Source organism: Billgrantia aerodenitrificans (genome assembly GCF_021404405.1).
In the GTDB taxonomy this organism is placed as follows: Bacteria; Pseudomonadota; Gammaproteobacteria; order Pseudomonadales; family Halomonadaceae; genus Halomonas; species Halomonas aerodenitrificans.
In genome coordinates this window covers 416580-430178 of sequence record NZ_JABFTV010000004.1, presented here as the reverse complement: position 1 = coordinate 430178, position 13599 = coordinate 416580, and the positions used below count along the sequence as shown (strand labels likewise).

Annotated in this window: 14 protein-coding genes; 5 read left to right on the top strand and 9 right to left on the bottom strand. The window is 62.8% G+C overall.

Annotated elements, in window-relative coordinates; genetic code table 11:
* Positions 1-41 precede the first annotated feature (41 nt).
* The 3 genes from HOP59_RS10330 to trpC form a co-directional block, all read right to left on the bottom strand.
* Positions 42-452: a hypothetical protein gene (locus tag HOP59_RS10330; RefSeq protein WP_234253909.1), complete on the bottom strand. Its 411-nt coding sequence runs from the start codon at positions 450-452 to the stop codon at positions 42-44.
* Positions 453-499: 47 nt separating this feature from the next.
* Positions 500-901: a VOC family protein gene (locus tag HOP59_RS10325; protein ID WP_234253908.1), complete on the bottom strand. Its 402-nt coding sequence runs from the start codon at positions 899-901 to the stop codon at positions 500-502.
* A 115-nt stretch (positions 902-1016) separates the two neighbouring features.
* Positions 1017-1823 (bottom strand): indole-3-glycerol phosphate synthase TrpC, encoded by an 807-nt coding sequence (trpC, locus tag HOP59_RS10320; RefSeq protein ID WP_234253907.1) that lies wholly within the window; start codon positions 1821-1823, stop codon positions 1017-1019.
* A 144-nt stretch (positions 1824-1967) separates the two neighbouring features.
* On the opposite strand from trpC, the gene HOP59_RS10315 reads away from it, so the two are divergent.
* The 4 genes from HOP59_RS10315 (at position 1968) to HOP59_RS10300 (ending at position 6963) form a co-directional block, all read left to right on the top strand.
* Positions 1968-2765 carry a 4'-phosphopantetheinyl transferase family protein gene (locus HOP59_RS10315; RefSeq protein ID WP_338073328.1) on the top strand — a complete coding sequence of 266 codons (798 nt, stop codon included), beginning with the start codon at positions 1968-1970 and terminating at the stop codon, positions 2763-2765.
* Positions 2766-2856: 91 nt separating this feature from the next.
* Complete coding sequence (locus HOP59_RS10310; RefSeq protein ID WP_234253906.1) at positions 2857-3561, top strand: response regulator transcription factor; 705 nt, start codon at positions 2857-2859, stop codon at positions 3559-3561.
* Positions 3558-4913 carry a sensor histidine kinase gene (locus tag HOP59_RS10305; protein ID WP_234253905.1) on the top strand — a complete coding sequence of 452 codons (1356 nt, stop codon included), beginning with the start codon at positions 3558-3560 and terminating at the stop codon, positions 4911-4913. The genes HOP59_RS10310 and HOP59_RS10305 overlap by 4 nt, the downstream gene beginning before the upstream one ends.
* 106 nt (positions 4914-5019) lie before the next feature.
* Positions 5020-6963 (top strand): TonB-dependent receptor domain-containing protein, encoded by a 1944-nt coding sequence (locus HOP59_RS10300; RefSeq protein ID WP_234253904.1) that lies wholly within the window; start codon positions 5020-5022, stop codon positions 6961-6963.
* Between the two features lie 136 nt (positions 6964-7099).
* On the opposite strand, the gene trpD is transcribed toward HOP59_RS10300, so the two are convergent.
* Both trpD and HOP59_RS10290 read right to left on the bottom strand, forming a co-directional pair.
* Positions 7100-8122 carry an anthranilate phosphoribosyltransferase gene (gene trpD / locus HOP59_RS10295; protein ID WP_010627385.1) on the bottom strand — a complete coding sequence of 341 codons (1023 nt, stop codon included), beginning with the start codon at positions 8120-8122 and terminating at the stop codon, positions 7100-7102.
* 27 nt (positions 8123-8149) lie between these two features.
* A complete protein-coding gene (locus HOP59_RS10290) occupies positions 8150-8734 on the bottom strand; it encodes an anthranilate synthase component II (RefSeq protein ID WP_234253903.1) in 585 nt (194 codons plus the stop codon).
* 334 nt (positions 8735-9068) lie between these two features.
* Between HOP59_RS10290 and HOP59_RS10285 the strand changes: the two genes are divergently transcribed.
* The gene (locus HOP59_RS10285; protein ID WP_010627383.1) at positions 9069-10088 is read left to right on the top strand and encodes a metal ABC transporter solute-binding protein, Zn/Mn family; all 1020 of its coding nucleotides are present in this window, start codon (positions 9069-9071) and stop codon (positions 10086-10088) included.
* A 95-nt stretch (positions 10089-10183) separates the two neighbouring features.
* Here HOP59_RS10285 and trpE read toward each other — a convergent pair whose 3' ends face one another.
* From trpE to rpe, 4 genes are all read right to left on the bottom strand, one after another.
* Positions 10184-11668, bottom strand: a complete 1485-nt coding sequence (gene trpE, locus HOP59_RS10280; protein ID WP_010627382.1) for an anthranilate synthase component I — start codon at positions 11666-11668, stop codon at positions 10184-10186.
* 241 nt (positions 11669-11909) lie between these two features.
* Positions 11910-12575: a phosphoglycolate phosphatase gene (locus HOP59_RS10275; protein ID WP_234253902.1), complete on the bottom strand. Its 666-nt coding sequence runs from the start codon at positions 12573-12575 to the stop codon at positions 11910-11912.
* Entirely contained in the window at positions 12560-12820 is a 261-nt protein-coding gene (locus HOP59_RS10270) for a GIY-YIG nuclease family protein (RefSeq protein ID WP_234253901.1), read from the bottom strand. Before HOP59_RS10270 ends, HOP59_RS10275 begins: the two co-directional genes overlap by 16 nt.
* Before the next feature lie 46 nt (positions 12821-12866).
* Positions 12867-13565 (bottom strand): ribulose-phosphate 3-epimerase, encoded by a 699-nt coding sequence (gene rpe / locus HOP59_RS10265; RefSeq protein WP_234253900.1) that lies wholly within the window; start codon positions 13563-13565, stop codon positions 12867-12869.
* Between the last annotated feature and the right edge of the window lie 34 nt (positions 13566-13599).

Sequence of the window (13599 nt, the reverse complement as noted above, 5' to 3'; positions counted from 1 at the left end):
TTTTTTCCTTTCTTAAGGAGGCCACACACTGCTACCCAGCGTCAGTTGGCCACTGCGATATACCACTTGGGCTTCATGCGTCCGAAGTCTCTTCGAACATTGGATTTCAAGCTTTTCTTTGAATCAAGCACGATCGCATTGCCCCCAGCCCTGAAAAAAACGACCCAGTGCCAGAATGGCTTTCCCTTCTCCATCCGCCACTTGATCGCCAGAAGCGCCTTGTCTGGAAGCTGCTCCCATGCCTCAAAAGGTATTGTCTTTGGGCCGACTGAAACATTGAGTTCGCGCAGAAGCCTGCGAACATGCTCGGTACTCGACCATAGTGTCGGGTCCTCGGCATATATACCCAGAGAGTTAGCCTTCCTCTTGGCCTCGGCGTATGTGATGCCGGCGATGGCAGCGCTCGCGGCAATACCGCAGCCGGATATCTCTTCTTGTATGATCGGTTTCATGCACTTTTCCATCGCGCTTAGGCTATCTTCCACTGCTGCTATTGCATTCACCTAACATGGGAAGAACAAAAGGAAGGAGACACGGGCTCATGGCACACCGCTTCGATGTTGTGCCCATCCGGACCGATGACGAAGGCAGCATAGTAATTCGCATGATAGTTCGGACGCAGACCAGGAGCACCGTTGTCCTTGCCTCCGGCCTTCAAGGCCGCATGATAGAAGTCATCGACCTGCTGTCGAGTGTCAGCATGGAACGCGATATGAAGAGGGGCAGGCTTCTGTCTTGCCTGGTACAGGCACAGCGAGGCGTCTCCCTTACCGCAGAGTTCGATGCCGTATGACGGCTCACCTTCCGCACCCCCTATTACCCCGAGCGGCTCGAGAGCTTTAAGGAAGAAAGCCTTGCTTGCTACATAGTCGCTGACACCAAACTTGACGTGGTCAAACATGAGGGCTCCTGATGTGCCTGACTGCACATAAACACATTAGAACACTCGTTATTATTCTGCCGACGAAAAAAGGCAGCCAACGCGGCTGCCCTTCTGGTCCCTGATTTCAACCCGCTCAGTAGAACAGTCGCCGCAGCGCTTCACCCGGCTCCTGCTCGCGCATGAAAGCCTCGCCGACCAGGAAACCATGTACGTCGTGCTCGCGCATGCGCAGCACGTCGGCCTGGGTGTGAATGCCGGACTCCGTGACCACCGTGACCCCGGCGGGAATACGCGGCAGCAGCTCCAGGGTGGTTTCCAGGCGGGTCTCGAAGGTGTGCAGGTTGCGGTTGTTGATGCCCACCAGGCCGATGCCCAGTTTGAGCGCGCGCTCGAGCTCCAGGGCGTCGTGCACCTCGACCAGCACGTCCATGCCCAGCGCCGTTGCCTGCTGGTAGAGATCGGCCATTTGGGCATCTTCCAGCGCGGCAACGATCAGCAGGATGCAGTCGGCTCCGATGGCGCGCGCCTCGCTGACCTGATAGCCATGCACGATGAAGTCCTTGCGGATTACTGGCAGCTCGCACGCCTCACGCGCAGCGATGAGGAAGTCCTCATGGCCCTGGAAGAAGTCGGCGTCGGTCAGCACCGAGAGACAGGCAGCACCGCCGGCAGCATAGCTCGCCGCAATCTCGGCCGGCTGGAAGTTCTCACGGATCACGCCCTTGGAGGGCGAGGCCTTCTTGATCTCTGCGATCACTGCCGGATCACCCTCGGCGATGTTCTGATCGAGAGCCGCGATGAAACCGCGGGGAGCGCTCTGCCGCTCGGCCAAGGTCAGCAGCTCGGCTTCGGACACGGCGCGGCTGCGCTCTGCCACTTCCTCGTCCTTGCGGGCCAGGATGCGGGTGAGAATGGTCGGGGCGTCCTTGGTTGGGCTCATGGTGCTGTCTCGGTACGGGCGGCGCTGGCCGCGGTTGAAGCCGGTGAGCGACCCATATTACCTACCTGCGGTTCGACATGGAACGCGAGGCTACCCAAAGTCGGCGTATCGCCCGCCTCTCTCCGGCTCGAAGCGTCAGGATACATGACGCCAGCCAGTGGCCCATGCAAGAATTCGCCCATGGACAGCTCCTCTTCTTTGATCGACCCTTTTGTCGGCCCTTTCACCAGCGACTGGCCCTGGGCCTCGTCCCTTCCGGGTGCTCGCCTGGTGGCGGCACGTTTCGATCCAGACCGCTTCGATGAGCCGAACGTTGGGCCCCTTCCCTTTGAACGGGGTAGCATCGCGCTCCCGCCCCGCTTGCATGGCGCCATTGCCAAACGGCGGGCGGAATACGTTGCCGGGCGGCTGTGCGCACGCCGTGCCCTGCGCCTGCTGGATGGCAGGGACGCAACCCCAAGCATGAACGAGGATCGCTCACCATGCTGGCCCGCAGGCTGTGTGGGCGCCATCACTCACAGCGACGGCTGGGCAGCGGCACTGGTCGCCCATCGCCAGACCTATCAGGGTGTCGGTCTCGATGCCGAGCGGTTGCTGAACGAGGAGCAGGCCCGCCGGCTCGCAACAAGGGTACTGACCGCCGAAGAGATCGTCCGCATGCGAGCGCTGCCGCCGTCGAGCGTGGGGCTGATGGTCAGCACCACCTTCTCCCTCAAGGAGAGCCTGTTCAAGGCGCTCTACCCACTGGTGGGCCGCATGTTCCACTTTCCCGCCGCTGAACTCATGGCCTGGCATGGCATCGGCCCCGTTCGCCTGCGTCTGCTGGAAGACCTGGGCAACGGCTGGACAGTCGGCCGCGAGGTCACCGGCATGGTCTGCCTGCTTGAAGACAGAGTCCTGAGTCTGGTGGCTCTACCAGCTTCAGCGGCTGACAGAGACTGACCCCTTATTGCCGCCAATATGAGACATATTGTCATTTGCACTTTCACGGCATACGATAACGATTATCGTATACACATGGAGTGTAGGGCCAATGGCCTCAGCCGCACCACGCCGGCCGCATATCCTGGTGGTCGAGGACGACCAAACGCTCAACGGGCAGATCGCCAGCCTCCTGGAGAGCAAGGGATACCGGACCTGCCAATGCTATGAGGGTGAAGTCGCACTGCTCTCCGCCCTTGGCCAACACTTCGACCTGATACTGCTGGACGTCTTGCTGCCAAAGCTGAATGGCTTTGACGTGCTCGACAGGCTGCGCAAGACGCGCCAGACGCCCGTCATGATGCTCACCGCCTGCGGCGCAGAAGAAGAACGCATCCTTGGCTACCGTCGTGGCGCCGACGATTACGTGCCCAAGCCATTTGGCTTCACCGAACTCATGTTGCGTATCGACGCCCTGCTCCGACGTACCCTGGGCAATACCGATCAGCGTGGCGACCCCAACGAGCTAACGCTGGGCTCGCTCAAGCTCGACCGAGGCAACCTGGACGTTCGTCACAATGGTGTTCCCATCGCTCTGACTCCCATCCAGTTCCGTCTACTCTGGTCACTGGCGCTCCACCAGGGCGAGGTGCTGAGCAAACCCTATCTGTACCAGTTGGTGCTGGAGCGCGAGTTTAGCCGCTACGACCGCAGTCTCGACATGCATCTGAGCCGGGTACGTCGCAAACTGACCATGGCGGGAATGGCCGCCGACCGCCTGCAGACGGTGCACGGCAAGGGATACTGCTTCCTGTGACTAGGCGCCTGTTCTGGAAGCTGTGCGGGCCCCTGGCGCTTGGTACTCTGGTTCTGGTCTGGGTGGTCACTTTCCTGGGCGACGAAACCGAGCAGAAGATGAGTTTCATCGCCGCGCAGCATCAGCAAACCTTGAAACATTGGGGCACCACAGCCGAGCAGCTCTACTATGCCGGCGACGAGCAGGCTCTGGCCGACTGGCTCGCGGAGCTACAGGCTCGCGAGAACACCTGGGCCGCCGTGGTGCGCTCCGATGTCCAGCCTTTGGCGGGAAGTACTCTGTCGGCACAGTTCCAGGAGGGGTTTCGATTGGGGCGCAACGTGGAGTGGAAGATTCACCTCTACTTCACAGAGAACCCGATCATGGATCTCACGTTCGCCGATGGCCACACTCATTTTCTGGTGACCCTGCCTCAGCGCATGCGCCCCGGCACCTACCTGCCCGAGGTCAAGCTGCTACTCAAGGTAGCCTTGCCGCTCGCCGTGCTGATGCTGCTCGCATCGGTGATCTATCACTACTTGATGGGGCCATTACGTCAGTTGGAGTTGGCCACTCGGGCCTTCAGCGAAGGCAACCTGGGAGTTCGGGTACGCCCTCTGCTCGGTAACCGCAGCGACGAACTCACCGCTCTGGCCGAAACCTTCGACCGCATGGCCGAGCGTACCGGCGACCTCATCCTCACCCAGCGCCAGCTGATCGCCGACCTCTCCCATGAACTGCGCACTCCGCTGACCCGAATCGACATGGCGGTAAGCTGCGCGGAGGAGGGCATCGACACGCAAGACTTCCTGCCTCGCATCCGCCGTGAATGTCGTGTGATGCGCAGCTTGGTGGAAGATGCCCTTACGCTGGCTTGGCTGGAAAACGAGCAGCCAAGTCTCGATCACGACAACCTGGACCTCACCGACCTACTCGACAGCATCAGCGAAGATGCCCGGTATGAATATCCGGCGCACGTCATCGAAAGCTCGCTGCCCGACCAGGCGGAGATCAGCGGCAGCAGCCAGCGGGCCCTGGCACAGGCAATCGAGAACGTGATCCGCAATGCCTGCCTCTATACCCCAGGTGGCGGTCACGTCCGGGTGACGCTGCAGCCAGACGGCGACGGCTACCGGCTCACTATCGACGATGAGGGACCTGGCGTGGCCGACGACCAATTGGAGCTGATTTTCACGCCCTTCTACCGCACCGTTCAGGCCCGTGACGACCGGCCGGATGGCCACGGCCTGGGCTTGGCCCTGGCGCGCCGACAGATCGAAGCGGCGGGCGGTTGGATTCGCGCCGCGAACCGCAGCGGGGGTGGTCTGAGAATGACGCTCTGGTTTCCTGAAGCCCGCTCGAGGCGGGCATGAGGTACAGGAGGTAACAATTGTAAAAGCAATTCACTTTTCATAGCGGCTAACAAAGAATGCGCTCCAAATAAGAATACTTATCACTCAAAGGAGCTCGGATCATTCTATGATATCTCTATCTACCCGCGGCAACGCCTGGCCGCTCAATCCCTTGTGGCTGGCTATTGCTCTTGTCAGCGCCAGTCCCGCCGTACTGGCCCAAAACGGTCCTCAACAGCTCGACACTCTGCAGATCACCGGGGAACGTGTCAGCGAGAGCGGCCAGAGCGTCAGCGCAGAGGCGCTCGAGCGTCGCCAAGCTTCCGAGCTGCAGGATATCTTTGCCGACATGCCCGACGTCGCCGTAGGGGGCGGGGCGCCGGCCGCTCAAAAGGTCTACGTGCGTGGGCTGGAAGACACCATGCTCAACGTTACCGTGGACGGAGCCACTCAGTCCGGGTATCTGTTCCATCACCAGGGCCGCCTGGTGGTCGAGCCGGAGCTGCTCAAGCAGGTCGATATCGTCGCCGGCGCCGGGGAGGCGACCAACGGTCCCGGCGCGCTGGGTGGCGCCATTCGCTTCGTGACCAAGGACCCTGAGGATCTGCTGCGTCCAGGCCAGAGCTTCGGCGCACTGCTGAAAGGTGGCTATTTCAGCAACACCGATGGCTACCGGGCCTCCGCTTCGCTCTACGGCAGACTCACCGATAACTGGAGCGGCCTGGCCATGCTGACCCAGACCGATCACGGCGACTACAAGGATGCCGACGGCAACACTCAGCCCTACACGGGCAGCGAGAGGTTCACCGGCTTCGCCAAGCTGGTGGGGCAGCTCACCGATGAGCAGCGGCTCCGGTTGAGCTACGAGCGCAGCGAGGACGAAGCCTATCGCCTGCATCGCCCCCACTGGATTCCCAGCGCACGCAACGCCCCCATCGACCAGGAAGTGGTGCGCGAGACGGTGACCGGGAACTACGGCTTCACCTCGAGCAAAAATGACTGGCTCGATCTGGACCTGACGCTATATCACACCGAGGCATCTCTGGAGCACATTAATGGCCCCTTCGGCGACTATATCGGCGCCATGCAGAGCCACGGCGGCGACCTGCGCAACCACAGCCAGGTCGGCGACCTCACCCTGACTTACGGTGTCGACTACCGCAAGGACGAGGCCCGCCTGCGCAGTCCTCTGTACGGTACCGACCGCGAAGAAGGTAGCGTGGTAGGCCTTTACCTGCAGAACCACTATCAGTTGACCGAGCGCCTGCGGCTCAGTGCCGGTGCGCGTCATGATTGGTTCGAGCTGGACGAGCACCTGACCGGCAACTCCTTCAGCGAATCCGGCTGGAGCCCCAACCTGGGCCTGCGCTTCGACGCCACCGAACAGCTGACCTTGCATGGCGGCTGGGCGCGCGCCATTCGTGGCACCCAGGTCAAGGAGCTGTTCGTGCTCGACTATTATCGCAATGCGGAGGATCGCAAGGAAGAAGTCGCCGAGAACGTCGAGCTGGGCGCCACCTATCGCTACGGCAACCTCTATCTGGCGGCGGAAGTGTTCGAGACGCGCATCGACGACGTGGTGGGTCAGGTCACGCCTGCCGTACTTGGCAATCTGGGCGAGCTCAAGACCCGTGGCTTCAACGCCCGGATCGGCTACGACTGGGATCGCCTGGAGGCCTCGCTCGCCTACAGCCGTGCCAGGCCCGAGCTCGAAGGTGTACCGCTCAGCGACGATGATATGGCCATTGGCACCAGCATCGGCGATACCTGGGTGGCCAACGTGAACTTCCAGGCCACTGACGATATCGATCTCGGCTGGACGGGACGCTTTGCGGAGCGACTGACCAAGGTGGCCGATGGTTACCCAGAGAAGGCCGGCTATGGCGTCAACGACATCTATGCCAGCTGGCATCCGCTGGTCGGTGATCAGTTGACGCTGTCGCTGCGAGTCAACAACGTCTTCGACAAACAGTACTTCGATCACGCCAGCTACGGCGATGCCGGCGACGTTGCTCACGGCCTGCCCGACCCCGGCCGTGATTTCCGCCTCAGCGCCACCTATCGCTTTTGACCCGAATAACGGTGAAGCCATAGCCAGAAACGCATAGCCAAAAACGAGAAGGCCAAAAACGAGAGGGGACGCCGTATGGCGACCCCTCTGGTGTTTGCTGCGCTTGGCTGGCCGTGGCTGCGCTGCAGGTCACGGCTCAGGAAACCAGCACGCGGGTGAAGTCGGCAAGCTCCTTCATCTTTTCCAGCGGCAGCTTGGAGGCCTGGGCGTCCTGGGCCATCATCACGCCTTCCTTCAACGTATCGGCGATACCGGCACAGTAGAGGGCCGCTCCGGCGTTGAGGGAGACGATGTCGGCCGCCGGCCCCTCGCCCACCAGCGCCTCACGCACAAGCCGCAAGCTGTCTTCGGCGCTGACCACCTTCAAGGGGCTCAGTGCCTGCCGCTCGATGCCGAAGTCCTCGGGCGTGACGGTGTAACGACGAATCTCGCCGTCCTTGAGCTCGGCGACCTGGGTCGGCGCAGCCAGGGAGATCTCGTCGAGTCCGTCCTCGGCGTGAACCACCATGACGTGGCGGCTGCCGAGCTGACGCAGCACTTCGGCCATCAGCGGCACCAGCTCGGCGGAATAGACCCCCAGCACCTGGTTCGGCGCACCGGCGGGGTTGGTCAACGGCCCGAGAATGTTGAACAGGGTACGCACTCCCATCTCGCGCCGCGGGCCAATGGCAAAGCGCATGGCGGGATGATGGTTGGGGGCGAACATGAAGCCTACACCGACGTGCTCGATGCAGCGCGCCACCTGCTCCGGCCGGAGGTCGAGATGAATGCCCGCCATGTCGAACAGATCGGCGCTGCCCGAAGAGGATGAAACGCTGCGATTGCCGTGCTTGGCCACCTGGGCGCCGGCAGCCGCAGCAACGAAGCTGGAAGCGGTCGAGACGTTGAACAGGTTGGCGCCGTCGCCGCCGGTACCGACGATGTCCACCACGTTCTCGCTGCGCTGAAGGTGGACACGCTTCATCAGCTCGCGCATCACCTGGGCGGCGGCACCGATCTCCTCGGCCGTCTCCCCCTTCATCGCCAGACCGACCAGAAAACCGCCGATCTGCGCATCGCTGGCCTCGCCGGTCATGATCTGCTGCATGACGGCATGGGTCTGGTCGAAACTAAGGTTTTCACGGCGCATCACCGCGGCAATGGCGTCTCGCATCTGCATGGGCAGGCACTCCTCTATACGGGCGGCTCAGCGGCGCTTGAGAAAATTGGCCAGCAGCTCATGCCCCTGACGCGTCAGAATCGACTCCGGGTGGAACTGCACGCCTTCGATATCCAGCTCACGGTGACGCAGCCCCATGATCAGACCGGGGGTCACGTCGTCATCGTCGGTCCAGGAGGTCACCTCGAGGCACTCGGGCAGCGTGTCGGCTTCCACGACCAGTGAATGGTAGCGCGTGACCTCCAGCGGATCCTCGAGGCCGGTGAAGACACCAAGACCATTATGGCGGATGCGTGAGGTCTTGCCGTGCATCACCTGCGGGGCGCGTACCACCTTGCCACCGTAGACCTGACCGATCGCCTGATGGCCGAGGCAGATGCCGAGGATCGGCAAACGACCGGCGAAGTGTTGAATGGCAGCCAGCGAGATGCCCGCCTCGTTGGGGGTGCAAGGACCGGGCGAGATCACCAGATGGCTCGGCGCCAGCGCTTCCATCTGCTCCAGGGTGATGGCGTCGTTGCGATAGGTGGCCACCTCGGCACCAAGTTCGCCAAGATACTGCACCACGTTGAAGGTGAAGCTGTCATAGTTGTCTATCATCAGCACGGACATGGCGAGAAGGTCCTGTTCCAGCGAATCTTTTCAATGTTTCGTCGTGCGCGGCCGGCCATGCAGTTCTGCTGCGGACACAAAAAAGCCGCCCGACGGCGGCATTTCGTTCAGTCGTCAGCGCGCCGCCCCTCGCTCAGGAGCGCCACCACTGGATCGAATTCGGCATATAGGCGTTTGCGTTCATGACGCAATAGTGCCGCCCAGGCAGCCGAGCTGTCAACGCAAGATGCCCCCGGCCGGCGCGTTCATCAGCGGCCAGGACAGTCGCGGCTGGCCAGCGTACCTCCCAGTCTCTATCATCGGGCAGTGCGCTACCGCGAAAAGGAGATTGACGATGCGCTTTACCCGCCGTGCCTGTATCTGGCTGACCCTGCCTCTAGCCGCCATGGTCGGCAGCGTTACGGCAGCGGCAGCCAATCCCAAAGTGGTCGCCAGCTTCTCGATTCTTGGCGACCTGGTCAACAAAGTCGGCGGTAACGATATCGAACTGGTGGTGCTAACCCCGGTAGGGGCCGAAGTCCATGAGTGGGAGCTGACACCCAACAATTTCATTGCCCTGGAGGATGCCGACCTCGTCTTCTACAACGGCTACCAGCTCGAGCAGTGGATGCGCCAGGTTTACGCCACGGTGGGCAACCGGGCACCGCTGGTGCCGGTGGCGGAAGCCACGGAATACCCGACTCAACCCATCGTCACGGGTGAATACACCGGCGAGCCCGACCCGCACCTGTGGATGGACCCGCGCGCCGTGGCAGCCTACATGAAGGTGATTGCCGACCAGCTCAGCGAGCTCCACCCCGAGGCCGCCGACAACTTCCAGGCGCGCGCCGCCGCTGCCAGGGAAACCCTCGCTCGACTACACGAAGAGATCGGCGAGATACTCGCGCCGATTCCCGAGGAGCAACGCTTGCTGATCACCACGGAAGCGGCTTTCGTCTATTTCGCCGATGCCTACGGCTTTCGTCATGACGGCGTGTGGGGCAGCAATGCCGAAACCGAGGGCTCGCCCCAGCAGGTCATGCGCATCGTCGACTTGATCGAGCAGGCCCAGCCAGGCGCCCTGTTCTGGGAAAGCACACTCTCGGACCGCTACATTCGCAGCATCGCCGCCGACACGGAGCTGCCGATTGCCGGCCCGCTGTATGTCGACTCCCTCAGCGAACCCGATGGCGATGCCACCAACTACGTTGCCATGATGCGTCACAACGCCAAGCTGATCCGCACCGCTCTGACGCTGGGCGAAGCCGAAGAGAGCAACGCCGAAGCCGACGCGGTAGAGGGTGAGGAGTCGGCAGAAGGTGAAGATGTGGAAAAGAACGAAGAGGTAGAGCGGGACGACACCGAGGACGCATAAGGCATCTCTCGTCTCAGTTCGCAAACGGCGCCCCTGCTACGAAGGGGCGCCGTTTGCCGTATGGCCAAGCGTAGAGAATTCAAGAAAGTTCTAGCCTAGAGGTTATCCAAGCCCTTCTCGGCCATGGCCACGGCACGGAAGATGGCGCGCCCCTTGTTGAGCGTCTCCTGCCACTCCAGCTCGGGCACGGAATCGGCCACCACGCCGGCCCCGGCCTGCACGTGTAGCTCACCATCCTTGATCACCGCGGTACGAATGGCGATGGCGGTGTCCATGTTGCCGTGCCAGGAAAGATACCCTACCGCGCCGGAATAGATGCCGCGCTTGACCGGCTCCAGCTCGTCGATGATTTCCATGGCGCGGATCTTGGGTGCCCCCGAAAGCGTGCCCGCCGGGAAGGTGGCGCGCAGCACGTCCATGGCGCTGAGGCCCGGCTTCAGGCGTCCGGTGACGTTGGAAACGATGTGCATCACGTGAGAGTAGCGCTCCACTGCCATCTGATCGGTCACCTGTACCGACCCCGTCTCGCTGATGCGCCCCACGTCGTTGCGCCCCAGGTCGATCAGCATGAGGTGTTCGGCGATCTCCTTGGGATCGGCCAGCAGCTCGGCCTCGAGTGCCCGGTCCTCCTCCTCGGTCTTGCCGCGCACCCGGGTGCCGGCGATGGGCCGTACCGTGACCTCGCCCTCCTCCAGCCGGGTGAGAATCTCCGGAGAGGAGCCCACCACATGGTGGTCGTCCAGGTTGAAGAAGAACATGTAGGGCGAGGGGTTGAGGCTGCGCAGCGCGCGGTACAGGTCCAGCGGCGAGGCACGATAGGGAATCGACATGCGCTGCGAAGGGACGCACTGCATGACGTCGCCGGCCAGCACGTACTCCTTGATCTTCTCCACCGCCGCCTTGAAACCGGCCTCGGTGAAGCCCGAGGTGAAGTGTCCCTCTTCCACCGCGCTGCGTCCGGTGCCGGGACTGGCGGCTTGGACACCTGCGCTGCGCAGGCGCCGCTCCAGGCCCTCGAGGCGCGCCACCGCCGTGGCAAAGGCATCCGCAGCGGCGGGGTCGGCATGGGTCCACAGCGTCAGCCGGCCCGAGAGGTTATCGAACACCACCAGCTCGTCGCACACCATCAGCAGAATGTCGGGCACGCCCAGCGGATCGGGTTTCTCCACGCCTCTGAGACGCGGTTCGATGTAGCGAATGGTGTCGTAGCCGAAGTAACCCACCAGACCGCCGTCGAAGCGCGGCTGGTCATCGAGGTTGGGCACCCGGAAACGCCCCTGGAACTCCTCGATCCAGGCCAGCGGATCCTCCACCTCCACACGCTCGATGCATTCGCCCTGGCGTACGTGGCTGACAGTGAAGCCGCGCACTTCGATGCGCTCGTGAGAAGGCAGGCCGATGATCGAGTAGCGTCCCCACTTTTCGCCGCCCTGCACCGATTCCAGCAGGAAGGTCCAGGGCTCGTCGGCCAGCTTGAGATAGGTCGACAGCGGCGTATCGAGATCGGCCAGCACCTCGCGGGTGACCGGAATGCGGTTGTAACCGGCCTCGGCCAGCGCAAGGAAACGTTCGGGAGTCATCATGACGGAGCCCTCGAGATATGACGGTGACGGATGGTGAATCAGGGTGATGCTTCAGCGAGCTTCACCATCGCCAAGCGGCGGGCTGGGCAGAAAATAGCACCGTCGTGTCAGCTGCCCGACGCAGGCAACCACGGGTTAAGGAGTCGTCATGCAGCATCATGCTGTCCATCGAAGCGTTTCCCGCAGGAATAGGCAAACGGAAGGATTCCGAGGTCATTGATAAGGATCGAAAATCACCCTAAACGAGTTCCGCCAGTGAATCAACCAGCGCATCCGGGCGGCTATCGTGCACCGGTTCGCCATGGTTGTAACCATAGGGCACGGCCAGGGTGCGGAAGCCGGCGGCCTGACCGGCGGCAACGTCGTGACGGGAGTCGCCCACCATCAGACAGGCCGAGGGCGGCAGGCCGAATTGCGCCGCCACGTGCAGCAGCGGTGCCGGGTAGGGCTTCTTCTGCGGCAGGCTGTCGCCACCCAGGCATAGCGCGAAGTGAGCTTCGAGCCCGAACTGCGCCAGGATCGGGAGGATGAACGCGAACGGCTTGTTGGTGACCAGCGTCAGGATCCTGTCGCCGTCCCGCAAAGCATCCAGCGCTTCGCGCACGCCGGGATAGAGCCGCGTGCGTGAGCCGGGGTCGCGCCCGTAGTGTGCGAGAAAGGCCTCGTGAGCCCGCGCCAGCAGCACCTCGTCGGGGGACGCGTGCCGGGCGAAGGTCAGTGCCCGCTCCATCAACTTCAGCGAGCCGTTGCCCACCCAGTCGCGCACCCGCGCCTCGCCGGCGACGGGCAGCCCCAGCTCGGCCAGGCTGGCATCCACGGCCACCGCCAGGTCGGGCACGGAGTCCACCAGGGTGCCGTCCAGGTCGAAGCTGATCAGGCGTATGTCGTTCAGGATGGGGTGCATGGCAACTCCTCTTGGCCCTGCCGGTCTTGCAACCAGCTTCTCTTGCGCGCTGCCGAGAGACGCTTGATCTCGGCCTCGAGGCGTAGCGCTTCGCCGCGGCTGCCCACCGGTTCATGATGCACCAGTGCCAGCGGCCCGCGCCCGCGCAGGGCCTTGGCGCCCCGCCCGGCCTCATGCTGCGCCAGGCGCCGCTCGACGTCGGTGGTGATGCCGGTATAAAGCACCCCTTGTCGGGTTTCGACCATGTAGAGGTACCACGTAACAGGCGACGGATCGTTCATCACGCGCTGGCTATACCGTCGCCAACTGCTCGCGGAAGGCGCGGATGACGCTGTCGTAATGGTTGGGGTCGCCATCGCGGCCGGCACCGAAGACCGCCGAACCGGCAACGAAGGTATCGGCACCGGCCCGGGCGATTTCGGCGATATTGTCGACCTTCACCCCGCCGTCGATCTCGAGGCGAATGTCACGGCCCGAGGCGTCGATACGACGGCGCGCCTCGCGCAGCTTGTCCAGCGTGCCCGGGATGAAGGCCTGCCCGCCGAAGCCGGGGTTGACGCTCATCAGCAGGATCATGTCGACCTTGTCCATCACGTAATCGAGGTAGGACAGAGGCGTTGCCGGGTTGAACACCAGGCCGGCCTTGCAGCCGCCGCTGCGGATCAGCTGCAGCGAGCGATCGATATGCTCGGATGCCTCCGGGTGGAAGGTAATGTAGCTTGCCCCGGCATCGATGAAGTCGCCGATCAGACGATCCACCGGCTTGACCATCAGGTGGGCGTCGATGGGGGCGGTGACGCCGTGCTTGCGCAGCGCCTCGCACACCATGGGGCCGATGGTCAGATTGGGCACGTAATGGTTGTCCATCACATCGAAGTGGACGATGTCCGCCCCAGCGGCCAGGACCCGGTCGACTTCCTCGCCCAGCCGGGCGAAATCGGCGGAGAGGATGGAGGGGGCAATCAGGAAGTCGCGGTTCATGTCGCTCATGGGAATAACAGCCATCGCACGGGAAAGAGGCGTC